This window comes from Bacillus sp. SM2101 (assembly GCF_018588585.1).
In the GTDB taxonomy this organism is placed as follows: domain Bacteria; phylum Bacillota; class Bacilli; order Bacillales; family SM2101; genus Nanhaiella; species Nanhaiella sioensis.
In genome coordinates this window covers 234,409-250,967 of record NZ_JAEUFG010000002.1, presented here as the reverse complement: position 1 = coordinate 250,967, position 16,559 = coordinate 234,409, and the positions used below count along the sequence as shown (strand labels likewise).

Genomic DNA, 16,559 nt, shown 5'->3' with positions numbered 1-16,559 from the left:
TTTAACTGTTATATTAAGTGTTTTACTGTTATAGAATATTTATTTTAATATTACCTAAACAAACAGCGATTGGGGAGTGGGTAATATGATTTTATTTAATTTTTTATTTATATGTATCATATTTGGAACAACTTTTTTTGCAATAAAGATAGGTATTGATGCAGGAGTTGCACCTTTTTTTTCTGCATCACTTAGGTTTTTTATTGCTGGAGTAATTGTTATACTGTTCTATAAAATTCGACAAGCTCCATTTCCGCCTTTACATATGATATTGCAATTAGCAATCATAGGTTTCTTCTTAACATTTGGCACATTTTCAACACTTTATTGGGCAGAACAGCATATTCCTTCAGGTTTAGCTGCTGTATTGTCTGCATTCGGACCGATTATGGTCTTTTTACTAAAAAAATATGAGGATAAATCCAAATTTTTACCTATACAAGTGCTTGGTTTGATTGCAAGCTTATGTGGTGTAGCGCTCATAGCATGGCCAGGAATGAATGGTGATGTGAATGCGATTTGGATTATTGGTTCCATTGTTGTAATTCTAGGCCAGCTGTTCTACAGTGTTGGGACAATAAGGTCAAAAAAAATAATGTCATCAAGCTCACAGTTTTCCCCGTTTTTATTAAATGGCTTTCAAATGCTTTTCGGAGGTATCATGCTTTTTCTGCTCTCATTAATAATTGAACGACCAAATTTAGCCTCGTTCTCCAATATAACCGCACAGCTATCACTCATATATTTGATTTTCTTTGGTTCAATTTTAGGTCATGGTATTTTTTATTGGCTAGTTGGTAAGACAAATCCAGTTTTTCCTTCTACATGGTTATACGTTTCACCTATTATTGCGATGATATTAGGTATTACCTTTTTAAGTGAAGAAATTTACTTGATTTCTATCTTTGGTTCAATTTTGGTGCTTGTCGGAGTATTTTTTACTAATCAAGAAACATTTAAAGAATATTATAAAAAAGGGAGTTTAAATAAAAAAGTAGCTAAAAACATATAGTCGGAAGGGGAGTTAATCTTTATATTAGGCTGTTTTTGTAACTAGTAAGAATGTATACATCCAGCTTTCGTAGTACCTTTTCTACTTAAACGTGTGGGTTCTAATAATACTTGTTCTTACTAGCCATATACAGTAAAGATTGCAATAAAGTTTACGAAAGCCTCTTTTCGTAAACTTTGTTGCTTATTAACATAAAAAGTGGTTTTATATATTAGTTTTTGTTGTACCTAAGAAAAGATGCCACGAACGTTAGTTATAATCGTATTTAGCTAAAAAAAAGCCTTAAGTTAACTCCGCTTTCAATTGTTGTTTGTTTTTCCTCCAAATAAACAAAGCAAGGACGGCTGAAATACCATATAAGCTCGCTGCTATGAAAAAAGTATACTGTACACCGAATGTATCTGAGATTACACCCATGATACCTATAGAAATTCCTAGTGTAGCAGATGTTAATAGTCCTTTTGCTGCAAAAACCTTCGGTAAATGTTTGTCTTCCACGTTTTGTTGAAAGAGAGTTTGTTGAGAAATATCACGTAATTGATATGCAGGTCCATTAATAATACTTAACAATATTGGTACAAACGGGTTAGTTGTTAATCCGAAAATTAATGTGAAAATGCTAACTACGAATGATCCAATAATCATGCTAGCGATCAGGCGATGACTAACCCACTTTGAAAATGAAACAACGAATAACCCACCTAGAATTGTACCTATATAGTAGCTACCGCTAATGTACCCCCACCAAGCTTCATCTTTATTCAAAAATTCAATTACGTATACTAGGATGTTCGCTCCAATCCATACACCATTGGCGATTCCTTCTAATATATCCATCGTTGTAATGATTCGCAAAGCTGGATTTTTCCATAGTGATAAGTACCCTTCACTCATGGAACTGAATGCTGATTTTTTTGTTGCATGATTGGTGATCATTTCCTTCTCGTCTTTCACGAAATAAAATAAGAAGAATGATAGTAAAGATATGAATAAGGTTAGTTGTAATGAATGCACAACACCTATCTTTACTACGATAAAGCCCCCAAGAGTATACCCAAGAACAGTTAATGTTTGATTTGTAATGGATAAAAAGCCATTTGCTTTCACTAACTGGCTTTTCAATACGATACGTGGAAGCAGGGCAGAGTTTGCAGGACTGATCAACCCGTCTATAAACGATCTAATAAAAACGAAAATCAATAAGGTCATTATTGAATGAGAAAACATTGTAAAAGTTAAAAGAATTAAAAGTAAGATTATCGTATTTAGTCCTTTGGATACGAAAATTATTGTCTTTAATCTGATTTTGTCCATAACTAAGGGTGCTACAAAACCAGCAAGTAATGTCGATAATACATCGATTAACGGAAACATGGCGGCCATTGTGGCAGAACCACTTGTTTTAAAAATAAATATAGTAATAGTCATGACATAAAACACTCTTGAAAATAATCTAGTAGCTTCACTACTTATATAAAAATAAAAATGATGGCTGAATCGCATTGTATTCACTCCTTGGACAAATGTAAAAGGGTTATTGTTTTCGATTTCGTTGTCTTTCAATCCATATAAGTAATCTCTTCGTTTAGGAGTTATATGTTTTTGTGGCTTTTAAATAAAGTTGGTGAAAATATAGCAACAGAGTTATGAAAAGAAGCTTTGATTTCATTTTAATAAATCCTCATAATAATAAATGGGGGGAAGGATGGATCTTTAATTACTACTTTAGAATGAGGAATTAGTGTTTTATTAAATAGATTTTAGATTGGAAAATCAAGCATTTGTTAATGGAGAGCTTGAAATAAGAGGAGACTTTCTAATGGAATTTACAATAAACAATGAACATTTTAAAAAAGCGATGAAAGAAGTAAGTAGAGCTATATCATACAAAACACCTCTTCCTATACTTACAGGAGTTAAAGTGATTGCAAATCAGGACAGTTTAACTCTTATAGGGAGTAATTCTGATATTGTAATAGAAAAAACTATTCCAGCTGTAATTGATGGCTTACGCATAGTGGATATTTATCATACAGGCAGTATTGTGATTTCAGCGAAATACTTACATGAAATAGTTAAGAAGTTACCTGATCATATTCATGTGAAAGCAAACGATAATCACACTGTGACGATTCAATCAGCTGACATAATCACTAGCTTAAATGGTATGAATGCAGATGAATACCCTAGCATACCAGAAATGGATGAGAGTCAAGTCGTTACAATAACAGGTAAAGATTTTATTGACATCATTAAACAAACATCATTTGCAGTATCCAAAAATGAATCGAGACCGATATTAACAGGTGTGCTTATGTTATTTCAACAAGGTAGGTTAACTGTTGCAGCGACAAATTCTCATAGACTAGCTCTTAGAGAGCACATGATTGAATCAAACATCCATAAATCATTCATTGTCCCTAGTTCTTGCTTAAATGAATTAACCAAGTTAATAGATCATGAATCTGACATAATAGAAATTCATGCAACAGAGAATCATATAGCATTTAGCATGAACAATAGTTCCATTTTTTCTAGATTAATTGAAGGTAATTATCCGAGCATTCACGAGTTAATACCAAAAGATGCAAAAACAGTTATAACTGTGAACACGAAGCAGCTGCTAAATGGGATAGATAGAGCTAGCTTGTTTGCTAATGAATGGACAAACAATAATATACACCTCGAAATTGTAGATAAGTCAAAATTGAAAATTTCATCAAATTCATCACAAATAGGCCAAATAGAAGAAATCCAAAGTGTAAAGACTTTAAGCGGAGAATCGGAGCTAAGCATTTCACTCGATGGCAGCTTTTTAATGGATGCTTTAAGAGTTATAAATGAAGAGGATATAAGCATCAGCTTTGGGGGTTCGATGAAACCAATTCTTATCCAACCGCTGAGCAATATATCACACCTACACCTAATATCACCAGTGAGAACGTACTAATATATTTCAGCAACTTATAATTACATATAATGCTACATTTGATTGACAAGATTTATAGAAGCAAATTTTATTGTTGAAGTTTTCAGTGTGGCGATAGCAAATGACTAAGTCTAGCATTATAGTTTCTATATCGTTATTTATCGGAAGTCCCTATTTGTAGTATCGGGAGAGGCTAGTTATATGTTTGTCGAACGATTATTTTTAAAACAAAGGAGGAACCTGTTAAAGATTATAGAAACCTTATTTTACTTAACTAGTTTATAAATTCGTGAACAGGAGTGGTTAGGGATGGAAGTAAACCAACTAAAGCGTGGGAAATTAGGACAAACCATTCAAGTACGTTTAGTCTCTAACTTAACAAAATCGCAGGAATATTACCGTGATGTCCTAGGGTGTGAAATTGATGACTGGGGACACGCAAAAAGAGACGGCATGACTATTATTCTCCAACAATCGGAATTTCCTGAGGATGTGAGACCTAACGCTGCATCAAAAAAGCGTTCAGATTATCCAACTGATTGGCAAGGCCCTGAATTCGGATGGGATACGTTTATTCATTTTAGTTGGGATGATTTGGACAGTCTAGTGAAAGAAGCTCGAGGAAATGGTGGAAATATTGCGGTTGAGCCGTTTACTGGCACACACGGCGAGTGGGAGTTTAAAAATACTTGTATCCAAGACCCGGATGGATACAATATCGTTTTAGGTTCAATGCGCAAAATTTAGCCATATGATAATACTTCCTAGCTCATACTCATGAGAAAACTTTATATCTATATAGTAACTTATCTATAAGTCTTTTTTTGAAATAGATCAATCAGCAATCTTTGGCTTACCTTATAGTAGGAATAGCACCTTGCTATAATTGTTCAGAATGGCTAGTATTCATAATGTTTTTATTTTGTGGCATGTCAAAGTAGGTTAGCTAAAGCCGTTTAAATTAGAAAGGAGTGTAAGAATGAAAAATGCTTTTACGTTCATAAAGTTTTCCAGTACCTTATGCAAAGCCCAGTGTCTGAAAGGTGAAACTTTGCATAAGGTGATGTGACAAATCACCATAATCATAGGAGTTCATTTCTGACACATTTGGTTTTGCACCTTATCATATTTACTAAATAAGGGGCTGCAGAAATGAGTAAACAGACAATTACAGAAAAATTACCTAAAGAATTACTTGTAGAACTTCAAAAGTATGTACCAGGGGAAATCATATATGTTCCTAAACCGAAAAAGGATTATCAAAAATGGGGAGTAAACTCTGGCGGCAGAAAGAAAATTGACTATAGGAACACCTTAATTAAAAATGGATTTAACAATGGAAGATCCATTGATCAATTAGCAGACGAGTATTTTCTTTCAACAGAAACAATAAAAAAAATCGTATATTCAAAAAAATAGTAATTAAAGCACTGGTCATCATTAATATATATTTGATCAGTGCTTTTGTTATGGTGAGTTTAGTGTTAGGTTATTTTTTCTATATTTATAACGATGATATAGAATTAAAGTAATGATAGCAAAAAGTTTAATTGAGGTAATCATAACGATTAAGGATAAAGAGGTGAGTAGATGTATAATATCAAACAAGTTGAGCAATTGTTGAATGATCATTTCAAACTAAATGTTCGAAAAATATCGAGCTTGGGGTGGAATGATAATATGACATTTTTAATTGAGGCACATGATAATAATAAGTACGTATTAAAACAACATTTAGGAATTAAAACGGCTAACATGATTGAATCAGAGTTGCTATGGCTTAAAGCGATAGCAAAGGATACAAATTTAAATGTCCAAAGAACGATAAAAAATACATATGATGAATTAACTACTTTAGTGTTTGATAAAGTCACAGGCACAAGTTTTTATTGGACACTTCAAGTTTATATTGTAGGTGAAACATTAAAAGGTCAACCCTCTGAAAGTGAAATAGAAAATCTAGCACAATTGATGGTTACCCTACATGAACATTCGATTAATTGGAACATACCGGATGGATTTGAAAGACCTATCTATGAAACTGAAGATCTTATATATTCACTTCAACAATTAAAAAAAATGATGTCAATCAGGAAAATGACATCTAACGATTTTGAAATAATTGAAAAAGCTACTAAAAAAATATCCTTAATAATTAAAGCGCAGGACAAAACTAAAGATACATGGGGTCTAATTCATGCGGATCTTCATGAGAGTAATTATGTGCTTTATCAAGGTCAATCTGCCCCAATTGATTTTTCATCATGTGGTTTTGGTTTTTATTTATATGATATAGCAATAACTTTTCTGCATCTCAATCCACAAGGGAGAAAAAATTTTATTTCTTATTATCAAAAAGGAAGAAATCTTCAAGATGACTACATTCAAGTATTGGAGGCATTTTTCTTATGGGCAATAATAAAGAATTTAGCATTTCTTGCTAAAAATCCAAAAGAACACAAAGAGTTTTCCAATATTATCCCATTCTTAGTAAAAAATTGTGTTAAATTCTTACAAGGAGAAAAGTTCTTGTTATAGGTGTAATGCTTATCAAATGTTAATAGAGATAGTAGTACGTTAACTTCGTAAACTTTATTGCAATAGTTCTTAAATTAGAAGATAAAGGTGTTGTATTACACAACACCCATCATTTTATAGAAGAAAAGTTGCTACGAAATCTAGTTGTGTACAAAAAACCTCAATCTATGCTAAAACAGCCTAGTAGTATTAGCGGAAGAAGAGCATAAAATATTCACTCTAAGGTGACAATCTGAAATAAAGATAATCTTCTTTCGTTTTAGGAATATTTTGCTGGAGAACCTTTGTCTATAAGTTAAATATTTACTACTATTAAACCCTTTCGGTATAATTTATTTAGGTTGGTAAATTAATCAATGTAATTCTTTTTTTGTTAGTTAATTTTAAAAGCTCACTACTACCTAATATATGTATGGTGTGGTAGAAATCACGATATATTTAGCTAAAAAGTACTTTAAAGACAAGAAGGTTTAGTTAAATATAAAACTATAATAAAAAAATAATGTGGAGAGAGTAAACGTGATGTGGTAAAACTTTCTATAGCAAAAAAAGTATTCGATTATAAGTGTAAACTCATAAATGAAAGGGTGAGGGTATTGGATATTTTATACATACCTCCTTCAAAACACTTGAGAGAATTTATAGATTGTTATTGGATATGGGAATCTAGCAATGACAATCAACAAATCAAGTTACCTAGAGTTTTACCTAGTATAAATATCGAGATGGTCTTCCACTATCAGTCCCCTATTATATTTATTAACCATAAAAAAATTCCATCTAAGCTTTCTGATGCCCATGTAGTTGGCATACAAAAAAGTTATATAGATTTACATGCAACAGGAAAAATAGGTATGATAGCTGTTCGTTTTCTACCAGGATCATTTCATCATTTTTGTAATGAAAATATGGCAAATTTCACAAATAATTTAAGGGGTATTACAGAAATTTGGGGTAACTTAGGAGACGAATTACAGTATCAAATTAAAGATTCTTCGACGTTAAAGCAGAAGGTCGAAATTATAGAAAAGTATTTATTATTGTTATTAAAGCATTATCACAAGAATACTGATTATCAAAAAATCCAAGCATATGTAATCGATAAATTAACTTATTCTAGCAGTTTTACAACGATTCAAAACCTATGTAATGAAATAAATGTTAGCCAGAGGCAGCTGCAAAGAATCTTCCGCGAATTGGTTGGGGTAAGTCCTACATTTTATCGGAAACTCTCTACATTTGCTGAAACTTCACAAAAGATTTGCTTATACGAAAAACAAAAGTATCTAGACATCATATATGAAGGTGGATACTACGATCAATCTCATTTCATTAATGTTTTTAAACAATTTTCTGGACTAAGCCCACTCTCAGTCTTATCAAAAGAATTTATGTCGTATTTTTACAATACAAAAACTCCTCCTGCATCTAAAATATGCACAAACTAACATTATTGGGGGAATTATAATGAAACTTTGGAAACTGAGCGGAATATTGCTGATTGGAACAGGAATCTTACACACCATTGTGGGTCTAATTATAGGGTGGGGTGTGCTGGGGGAAATTGTTAAAGAAGGTATTTTCAATACTGTGGGGACACAATATGATCGTAATGCTGCAGTATGGTTTTTATTATGTGGGATATTTTGGGTTATAATTGGTCAATTTATGCATTTATATGTGAAGGAAAGACAACAGCCATTACCTCGTTTCATTGGCTGGTATTTTCTTATCATTGGGATTTTAGGAGTATTCATATCTCCTGTGTCTGGTTTTTGGCTATTTATTCCGCAAGCTCTAATTATAATTTATGCGGATACAATATTTACTTACAATCCAAGAAACTAGCAGTCTACCATTCTAAAAAACGATCTAGGGAATTAATTGCATAAAGGTGATTAAAAGTTCAAATAATCGAAAAGTTTATTATGACGAGGGAAATAAACTGCTGAGTATTAAATTGAAATATCAATCAATCCAAGGTGGGCAAATTGAAAAAACAGAAATAATGGATTTCTCAATGCGACTCTATGAGTTAGAAGAATTTAGAAACACACTTATATCTAATGGCTTTCAAAATATTGTTATTCATGACATAAAAGATGGATATGGGAAAGGAAGTTCGTTTCAAGTTTTTGAGTGTACCATATAAATGTTTATTCTCGTTGTATAGAAAAAGCAAAAATAAATGAGGTATGAAATGGAAAGAGATAATAGACTAAAAGAACAATTACTTGTACTTGAAGAGAAGTTATTAAAGCCAGAAATTCGTGCATCTAAAAATGAATTAAAAAAATTGCTATCTGAGAATTTTTTTGAATTTGGAAGTTCAGGAAGAGTCTTATATAAAAATGAGGATATTAGTGACGATGGGATAGGGGCAGTTAAGATGACGTTGAGTGACTTTGATATACATCCATTGTCTCAGGATGTAGTGTTAACAACTTACCGAATATATAACGAAGAAAGCAAACAACATACGTTGCGTAGTTCAATCTGGAAATATAGTAATGGTAGCTGGCAGATGTTTTTTCATCAAGGAACAAAGACGAATTGATAATTCATAATATGTCAATGAAGCTTGCGTAGTTAATTTCTATATATTTATTTTGAAAATGAGGTTTAAAAGGCTGGCGCAAAAAAATAAGCGTCCAGATTTTGGGCCATATTCTAGAATAAAGTTACTATCGAATAATAATCGAAGCTTATTGATCCTTAATGATGATATAGAAAGGAAGCAGTAGGATGGTCAAAAAAATATATATTGTTAGACATTGTGAAGCACAAGGGCAGCCTTCAGAAGCACAATTAACTAACAAAGGATTTGAACAAGCGAGACTTTTGTCAGATTTTTTTTCTGACAAGAAAATAGATCGAATCATATCAAGCTCATTTATTCGAGCGATTCAATCAATCGAACCGTTAAGTGTGCATAAAAACGTAACAGTTGAAGTCGACCAACGGCTAACAGAAAGAATATTAAGTGAAGAAAATTTAGCTGATTGGCTTGAGAAATTAAAACGAACTTATGATGATTTAGATGCAAAATATAAAGGGGGAGAATCGAGTCGAGAAGCGATGAATCGTATTTCATGTGTTGTAAATGAAATCTTTAATAGTCATTTTGAAAGTACTATCATCGTTACTCACGGAAATATCATGTCATTATTGCTGAAAAAGTATAATCATCATTTTGGTTTTGACGAATGGAAGAGTTTGAGTAACCCTGATGTATATTTATTAACTAGTAAAGATAGGGCAACTAGTGTAGAGAGGGTATGGCAAGAAGGTGAGATTAATGAAATTTGAGCAATGTAATAGGGTTAACGTATTAATGTCCTCGTACAATAAACCATGGTTTATTGCTGGTGGCTGGGCAATAGATTTATTTATTGGAAAGCAAACAAGACCCCATCATGACTTAGAAATAGCCATCTTTCGAAAGGACCAACTTCACTTAAAAGATTATTTCCAAGACTGGGAATTTAACAAAGTTAGCAACGGTACATTATACAGATGGGAAAAAGAATTTTTGCAGCTTCCAATACACGAAATTCATGCTGAAAATAAATACAATGACCAGCAATTAGAAATTCTTTTAAATGAGGCTGATAATGACAAATGGCTATTTAGAAGAGATGCGCTAATTACACATCCAGTCGAGAGTATTTGGAGCTATTCTGCTTCACGTATTCCTTTCCTAAATCCTCAGATTGTGCTTCTATATAAAGTGAAAAATACGAGAGAGAAAGATCATCAAGATTTTTTTGCAGCTTTACCAAACCTTAATGAAAATCAAATAGAATGGCTTCGTCATGCAATTCAAATTCATAGTCCGGAACATACATGGCTGGAATTTCTTTAAGACTTGGAAGGGAGTAAGTATGGTTTGATGAAGAGATTTGTTGTGGCAATTATTCTTTCTTATGTTATTTTAAGTGTACCGCATATATTAGGTTTTGGTTATGTAATTGATTGGGTGCCAGAAGCCTCTACAATAACAAAAATCATTACATACATACGAGAAGGCTTAGTTTATGGCTTCATGTACAAATTACTTATATCGATATTAATAGCCGTGTTGAGTAGCCTCTATGTTAAAAGGTAGAAAGTAACATGTTGGTATTTATTTACTTTTAGATCTCTTATTCTTAAAGCTGTTCTATTGTCATACATTTTATACAAACTTTGTAGCTGAATGAGGATAAGCTTGGTGTATGAAGCCCTTTGTTTATCAAATGAAAGGGGAAGATTAAATGAAACTGCAGCCTTTCACGAAAAAATGGCTCCTATCAACCTTTGTTTTGCTAATGTTAGTAATAATAGTCATACCACTTTTATGGTCGAATATGCGATCATCATTACCAAGTGGCTTGTATGTAGAAAAACAAGTGGGTTCCGTTGGAGTAGAAATGGGTGAACATGAATGGGGGTTAGAGTTTTCCTTACCTGTTCAATGGAAAAAAGCTTCCCCTTGGGAGGATATACCTATTTTAGATGAAATTACTTTGTTGAATTCGTACGGGGATATCATAGCATCGGTACGAGGAAAGACCCCTTTAATGGTAGAGGTTAATAAAGATAATTTGTTAACTGAGAGATTAATAAGTGGAGAGATAGAATTAAGTATTAATGGAGAACGAATTTTGGATGATAGAGGGTTTACATTAAGAACACCTTTGTCTAGTACGATGCAAGCTTCTTATCTTCCACACGAGTTGAGGTTATCATTTAATGGAGAACAAATGATTTTCCCTATGAAGGGGAGCTATAAGATTTTTCCGATTATAGAAACGATGACAGATTATAGACCAAGTGCTTGGCATGTGGAGGGTATCAAGGTGCATCAAGATGCAGGTTCTAATATAACTAAGGGATATATAGTCAAATTACAAGGGCCAAAAGGTTCCACACTCAAGGATATTTTATTTTGGCTTCCGGGGATGACGAATGAATATTATAGTAATCATGTGTTATATTCACTTGATGAAAATTGGGATCGATATGACCTTGATCAATTTGATGGAGAACCGTTGTCCTTACCGTTAACCATTATGTCTAATAACTTGCTCGTTTATTTTCCTATTACAGATGAGATACGGACAAATATTAATAAAACAATCGTTCATGTAAGACCGTACTTTACCTTTTTGAATGAAGATAAGGTTGAATATTACACAGGTGGTTCTGGTAGTGTTGGTCCTTTTGAAGACGGCATAAGTAAAGAAGAAATGCTTATAGCTCCACAGAAATAGCAAAAGATTATATTATATAACTTTAATTTTAGATATTTTGCAATTAATATGTAAAGCTTAATTGGAAATCTAGAGGTAAAATCATCAGGTGGAAACTTCCTCCACCTGATGATTTTAGTTTGTAACCTCTACAACCTTCAAAATTGAGAAGTGATGTGGTGCTAGAGGTAGGATGGCATGGCTTGCTTCAGCCGCAAACTCCTCTTCTGTCCATAAATTAATGAGTTTTTTATTTTTTATATCAATTGGTAGCTCCACGTCAATGTTATTCTCTGAATTATTAATAACGAAGAATATTTCTTCTTTATGAGACGTTCTTTTATAAATGATATGGTTCGTTTCATCATTTGTGTCGACAAAATGAAAGGTACTATTTTTACTAAAGATAGCTTCAGTCTTATATATATGAATTAGTTTTTTTAGGAAATCAAATAAATCTGTATTTTGTTCTTCTTTTTCCCAAATCATACAGTTACGACATCCTGGATCTTGTCCACCTGTCATTCCTATTTCATCTCCATAATAAATGCAAGGTGACCCTGGAAATGAAAGTTGAAACAAGTATAGGAGCTTTAAACGTTCTATATCATTTTCGCATTCTGTCAATATTCTTGGTGTATCGTGACTTCCTAGTAAATTGAATTGTACCTCTGATACATTTAGTGGATACGAGTGATATACTTGAGAAATCGCATTCGCAAACTGTGTTGCTGTTACAATCTTCTTTGCGAAAAATTGTAAAGCTGTATGTGTGAACGGATAGTTCATAACTGCATCGAATTGATCACCTTCTAGCCAAGGCATTGAATCATGCCATATCTCACCAAGAATATAAACCTCAGGGTTGATTGATTTAACAGCGGAACGAAACTCTTTCCAAAACTGATGATCAATCTCATTTGCCACATCTAAACGCCACCCATCAATACCGAATTCACGTACCCAGTAACGGCCAACATCTAGTAAATAATTTTTCACTTCCTGATTTTGGGTGTTTAGCTTAGGCATTGTCTCCACAAACCCAAATGTATCATAATTTGGTGCAGGAGAAGTTTGTACAGGGAACTCTTTTATATGAAACCAATTTTTATACCGTGATTTTTCTCCATGCTTTATGACGTCTTGAAATTGTGGGAAATAGTAGCCACTATGATTGAACACAGCGTCAAGCATGACTTTAATCCCATTTTGATGACATGTGTTTACTAGTTTCTTGAATGTTTCTTTATCACCAAAGTGAGGGTCAATTTCCATGTAATTGATTGTGTCATATTTATGGTTTGAAAATGCCTTAAATATTGGTGTGAAGTATAAACCAGTTATACCCAAATCAACTAAATGAGGAATGTGGTTAATAATTCCCTCGAAATCACCTCCGAAGAAATTTGTTGAAGTAGCTTCTTCACTTCCCCAAGGTAATGTGTTTGGAGGGTTGGTCTCAGCATTTCCATTAGCAAATCTTTCTGGGAATATTTGATACCACACTGTTTTCTTCACCCATGCTGGAGCTTTAAATACATCATTGTGATGTAGAAAAGGGAAACAAAAATAATATGTAATATCATCTACAAGTATATGATTGAAAAATCCCTTTTCTGTATAAACGATCGTTTCATCTCCTGAAGTTAGTTCAAACCCATAGCGTAATCGACGAAACTGTGGTTGAATGACAACAAACCAGTAGTCAAATAAGGAATCACTTCCTTCTTTTTTCATGGAAGTTTGGCTTGTTTGCCAATTGTTTTCCTTCCAATCATATGGATCTCCATGAATGAGCTTGATGTTATCAATATTATTTTTCTTTGTACGTAAGCGTATATGTATTGTTTTTTCATCGTATGCATAAGCGTAATTGTCTTTTGGCCTATGGTAAATAGCTTCTATGATCATAGTAATACCTCCCTGAAATGAGAAACCGTTTGCACTATTTTATCAATATGGTAGTTGAAGTGTAATTAGAAGTCAATATTCGAAAGTGCGAATCTTTGAAAATATGTAAAAAAAGTATTGAAAAGAAGAATAATAAATATATAATAGAGATGACAAATAGTATGGAACCGTTTTCTTATTTTATGAAGATGGTTTATTTTTATACTTATTTGCGCAAACGTTTGCATAATATGATCATTTATGAGGAGGTACAAGCAATGAAGAAGGTATTCTTTCTTAGTGTGATGGCAATTTTCCTTATTAGTATGTTAGCAGCTTGTGGACCCCAAGAAGCGGTAGACCAATCATCTAGTGATAATAATAGGGATACCGAAACAAATGGTGAAATGCCAGTAAAACCAGAAAAGCTCATCGTATGGGAGGATAAAGAGAAAGGCCCAGCAATGGAAGAAGCCATTAAAAGCTTCGAAGCAGAATATGGTATTAAAGTAGAGTATAAAGAAGTGGAGATGGCTACTAGTCAAAGAGATCAATTACGTTTAGATGGTCCTGCTGGGACTGGTCCAGACGTTATCACAGTGCCACATGATCAAATTGGTCAATTAGTTACTGAAGGTTTAATTCAAGAAATAAAGGTAGAACAAAGTATATTAGACACCTTTACAGAGTCTTCAGTTACAGCTCAAATGTTTAACGGCAAGCTGTACGGTTTACCGAAAGCAACTGAAACACCTGTTTTTATTTATAACAAAGCACTAATGGAAGAAGCGCCTCAATCATTTGAAGAGCTATTTGAAATTGCAAATGACTTTGATAATAAAGATGAATTTGGCTTTTTAGCACTATGGGACAACTTTTATTTTGCCCACGGTGTATTAGGAGGGTACGGTGGTTACGTATTTCAGAATAATGAAGGTAGGCTAGACCGAAATGATATTGGCTTAAGTAATGAAGGTTCAGTAGCGGGAGGACAATATATTCAACAATGGTATAAAGACATTTTTCCTAAAGGGATCATAGGTGAGTCGGGTGGCTCAACGATGGATGGACTGTTTAATGAAGGAAACGTTGCATCTGTTATGAATGGGCCTTGGGCATTTCAAGGTATGACTGATGCAGGAATTGATTTTGGTGTAGCACCATTACCAACCTTACCGAATGGTGAACAAGTTAGAACATTTATGGGTGTTAAGGGGTGGCAAGTAACTTCATTTACAAAGCACCCTGAATGGTCAACGAAATTGGTTGAACATTTAACGAATGAAGAGAATGCAAAAATTCGTTTTGAATTAACACAAGAAATACCTCCTGTTAAGTCCTTAATAGAGGACCCTATTATTGCGGATAATGAAGCTGCAAATGCAGTGGCTATTCAATCTCAATATGCTATTCCAATGCCAAATATTCCAGAAATGGCTGAGGTTTGGGGACCGATGGCAACTGCATTACAGTTGGTTGCAAACCAAAAAGTAGATCCGAAATCAGCACTAGATGAAGCGGTAAATACGATAACAACAAATATTGAAACAAATCATCCAGATGAATAAATAATTGGAAGTAGTCTCCCTTCAAGGGGAGACTGCTCATGTGAATAAAGGGCATCAATTAAGATTTCTTACATAAGGAATTTGGGAAGGAGCTAGAGTATGTGATGGAATCTACTCCATATCAATCGAATCATAGGAAAGTTGCAGTTGTCTTATCATTGATCCCTGGTGTGGGCCAATTGTATAATCGGCAATTTTTGAAAGGTGTTTTATTTCTTGTTTTAACTGTATCTTTCTTTATCGTATTTAAAGATCTACTGAATATGGGCCTATGGGGAATCGTTACGTTAGGTGAAAAACTACCACGAGATCACTCTATTTTCCTGTTAGTTGAAGGCATTTTAGCAGTAATAATTATTATATTAGGGGCAGGTTTTTTTATATTTAATCTTGTTGATGCTTATAAGACTGGACTCAAAAGGGATATAGGTGGAAAATTAAACACACTTCGTGAGCAATACCATAATCTCATAGATAATGGGTTTCCGTATTTAATGATCTCACCGGGGTTTTTATTACTACTATTTGTTGTCATTTTTCCAATAATATTCGTCGTTCTTTTGTCTTTTACGAACTACGATTTATATCATTCTCCTCCTGCGAAGCTAGTAGATTGGATTGGTATACAGAATTTTATTGATATTTTTAAAGTTCCTATTTGGAGAAATACATTTTTCTCTGTATTAGCTTGGACAATTATTTGGACATTTGGTGCTACAACATTTCAAGTTGCTTTAGGTATTTTTTTGGCCATTATTGTAAATCAAAAAGATATAAAGGGTAAAGCAATCATACGGACGGTTTTTATACTACCGTGGGCAGTACCCGCATTCGTTTCAATTTTAGTCTTTGCTGGGATGTTCAATGAATCGTTTGGAACGATTAATCGTGATATTTTAGCAGCCTTTGGTATAGATCATATTCCTTGGATGACAGAGCCGTTGTGGACGCGAATTGCATTAATCCTTATTCAAACATGGCTAGGGTTTCCATTTATCTTTGCGATGACTACTGGCGTATTACAATCAATTTCGAATGAACTGTATGAAGCTGCAACTGTTGATGGTGCTTCTAGTTGGGGCCAATTCAGCAAGATTACATTACCGTTAGTGCTTTATTCAACAGCTCCAATATTAATTACTCAATATACTTTTAACTTTAACAATTTTAACGTCATTTTCTTGTTTAACGGTGGAGGTCCTGCAGTTTCGGGTCAAAATGCGGGTGGTACAGACATATTAATTTCTTGGATTTATAAATTAACAATGACATCTGCACAATATTCAAAAGCTGCAGCGATAACGATGATATTATCTTTGATTGTTATTACGGTTGCCTTATGGCAATTTAGAAAAACAAAATCTTTCCAAGAAGAGGATATGATGTAA

Annotated in this window: 16 protein-coding genes and 1 pseudogene; 15 read left to right on the top strand and 2 right to left on the bottom strand. The window is 33.4% G+C overall.

Features of this window, described 5'->3' with window-relative positions; translation table 11 throughout:
* Window positions 1-85 precede the first annotated feature (85 nt).
* Complete coding sequence (locus JM172_RS03330; protein WP_214480651.1) at window positions 86-1,012, top strand: DMT family transporter; 927 nt, start codon at window positions 86-88, stop codon at window positions 1,010-1,012.
* A gap of 282 nt (window positions 1,013-1,294) precedes the next feature.
* On the opposite strand, the gene JM172_RS03325 is transcribed toward JM172_RS03330, so the two are convergent.
* Entirely contained in the window at window positions 1,295-2,515 is a 1,221-nt protein-coding gene (locus JM172_RS03325; protein WP_214480650.1) for an MFS transporter, read from the bottom strand.
* 316 nt (window positions 2,516-2,831) lie between these two features.
* Between JM172_RS03325 and dnaN the strand changes: the two genes are divergently transcribed.
* The 12 genes and pseudogenes from dnaN (at window position 2,832) to JM172_RS03265 (ending at window position 11,734) form a co-directional block, all read left to right on the top strand.
* A complete protein-coding gene (dnaN, locus tag JM172_RS03320; protein ID WP_214480649.1) occupies window positions 2,832-3,962 on the top strand; it encodes a DNA polymerase III subunit beta in 1,131 nt (376 codons plus the stop codon).
* A 288-nt stretch (window positions 3,963-4,250) separates the two neighbouring features.
* Window positions 4,251-4,688 (top strand): VOC family protein, encoded by a 438-nt coding sequence (locus JM172_RS03315; protein WP_214480648.1) that lies wholly within the window; start codon window positions 4,251-4,253, stop codon window positions 4,686-4,688.
* 405 nt (window positions 4,689-5,093) lie between these two features.
* Entirely contained in the window at window positions 5,094-5,360 is a 267-nt protein-coding gene (locus JM172_RS03310; protein WP_214480647.1) for a CD3324 family protein, read from the top strand.
* 261 nt (window positions 5,361-5,621) lie between these two features.
* Entirely contained in the window at window positions 5,622-6,479 is an 858-nt protein-coding gene (locus tag JM172_RS03305; RefSeq protein ID WP_214480646.1) for a phosphotransferase enzyme family protein, read from the top strand.
* Window positions 6,480-7,003: 524 nt separating this feature from the next.
* A complete protein-coding gene (locus JM172_RS03300) occupies window positions 7,004-7,927 on the top strand; it encodes an AraC family transcriptional regulator (protein WP_352222810.1) in 924 nt (307 codons plus the stop codon).
* Between the two features lie 19 nt (window positions 7,928-7,946).
* Window positions 7,947-8,327, top strand: coding sequence for a DUF6463 family protein (locus JM172_RS03295; RefSeq protein ID WP_214480644.1), 381 nt, complete (start codon window positions 7,947-7,949; stop codon window positions 8,325-8,327).
* A gap of 67 nt (window positions 8,328-8,394) precedes the next feature.
* Window positions 8,395-8,631: pseudogene (locus JM172_RS03290) on the top strand (SAM-dependent methyltransferase); the annotation flags it as partial.
* A gap of 48 nt (window positions 8,632-8,679) precedes the next feature.
* On the top strand, window positions 8,680-9,036 hold the full coding sequence (locus JM172_RS03285; RefSeq protein ID WP_214480642.1) for a nuclear transport factor 2 family protein: 357 nt from the start codon (window positions 8,680-8,682) through the stop codon (window positions 9,034-9,036).
* A 188-nt stretch (window positions 9,037-9,224) separates the two neighbouring features.
* Window positions 9,225-9,788 carry a histidine phosphatase family protein gene (locus JM172_RS03280; protein WP_214480641.1) on the top strand — a complete coding sequence of 188 codons (564 nt, stop codon included), beginning with the start codon at window positions 9,225-9,227 and terminating at the stop codon, window positions 9,786-9,788.
* The gene (locus JM172_RS03275) at window positions 9,778-10,344 is read left to right on the top strand and encodes a nucleotidyltransferase domain-containing protein (protein ID WP_214480640.1); all 567 of its coding nucleotides are present in this window, start codon (window positions 9,778-9,780) and stop codon (window positions 10,342-10,344) included. Before JM172_RS03280 ends, JM172_RS03275 begins: the two co-directional genes overlap by 11 nt.
* A gap of 24 nt (window positions 10,345-10,368) precedes the next feature.
* Complete coding sequence (locus JM172_RS03270) at window positions 10,369-10,587, top strand: hypothetical protein (protein ID WP_410625941.1); 219 nt, start codon at window positions 10,369-10,371, stop codon at window positions 10,585-10,587.
* Between the two features lie 148 nt (window positions 10,588-10,735).
* Entirely contained in the window at window positions 10,736-11,734 is a 999-nt protein-coding gene (locus JM172_RS03265; protein WP_214480639.1) for a hypothetical protein, read from the top strand.
* Window positions 11,735-11,848: 114 nt separating this feature from the next.
* Here JM172_RS03265 and JM172_RS03260 read toward each other — a convergent pair whose 3' ends face one another.
* The gene (locus tag JM172_RS03260; protein ID WP_214480638.1) at window positions 11,849-13,624 is read right to left on the bottom strand and encodes an alpha-glycosidase; all 1,776 of its coding nucleotides are present in this window, start codon (window positions 13,622-13,624) and stop codon (window positions 11,849-11,851) included.
* Window positions 13,625-13,881: 257 nt separating this feature from the next.
* Between JM172_RS03260 and JM172_RS03255 the strand changes: the two genes are divergently transcribed.
* Window positions 13,882-15,171 carry an extracellular solute-binding protein gene (locus tag JM172_RS03255; RefSeq protein ID WP_214480637.1) on the top strand — a complete coding sequence of 430 codons (1,290 nt, stop codon included), beginning with the start codon at window positions 13,882-13,884 and terminating at the stop codon, window positions 15,169-15,171.
* A 104-nt stretch (window positions 15,172-15,275) separates the two neighbouring features.
* Window positions 15,276-16,559 (top strand): carbohydrate ABC transporter permease, encoded by a 1,284-nt coding sequence (locus JM172_RS03250; protein ID WP_214480727.1) that lies wholly within the window; start codon window positions 15,276-15,278, stop codon window positions 16,557-16,559.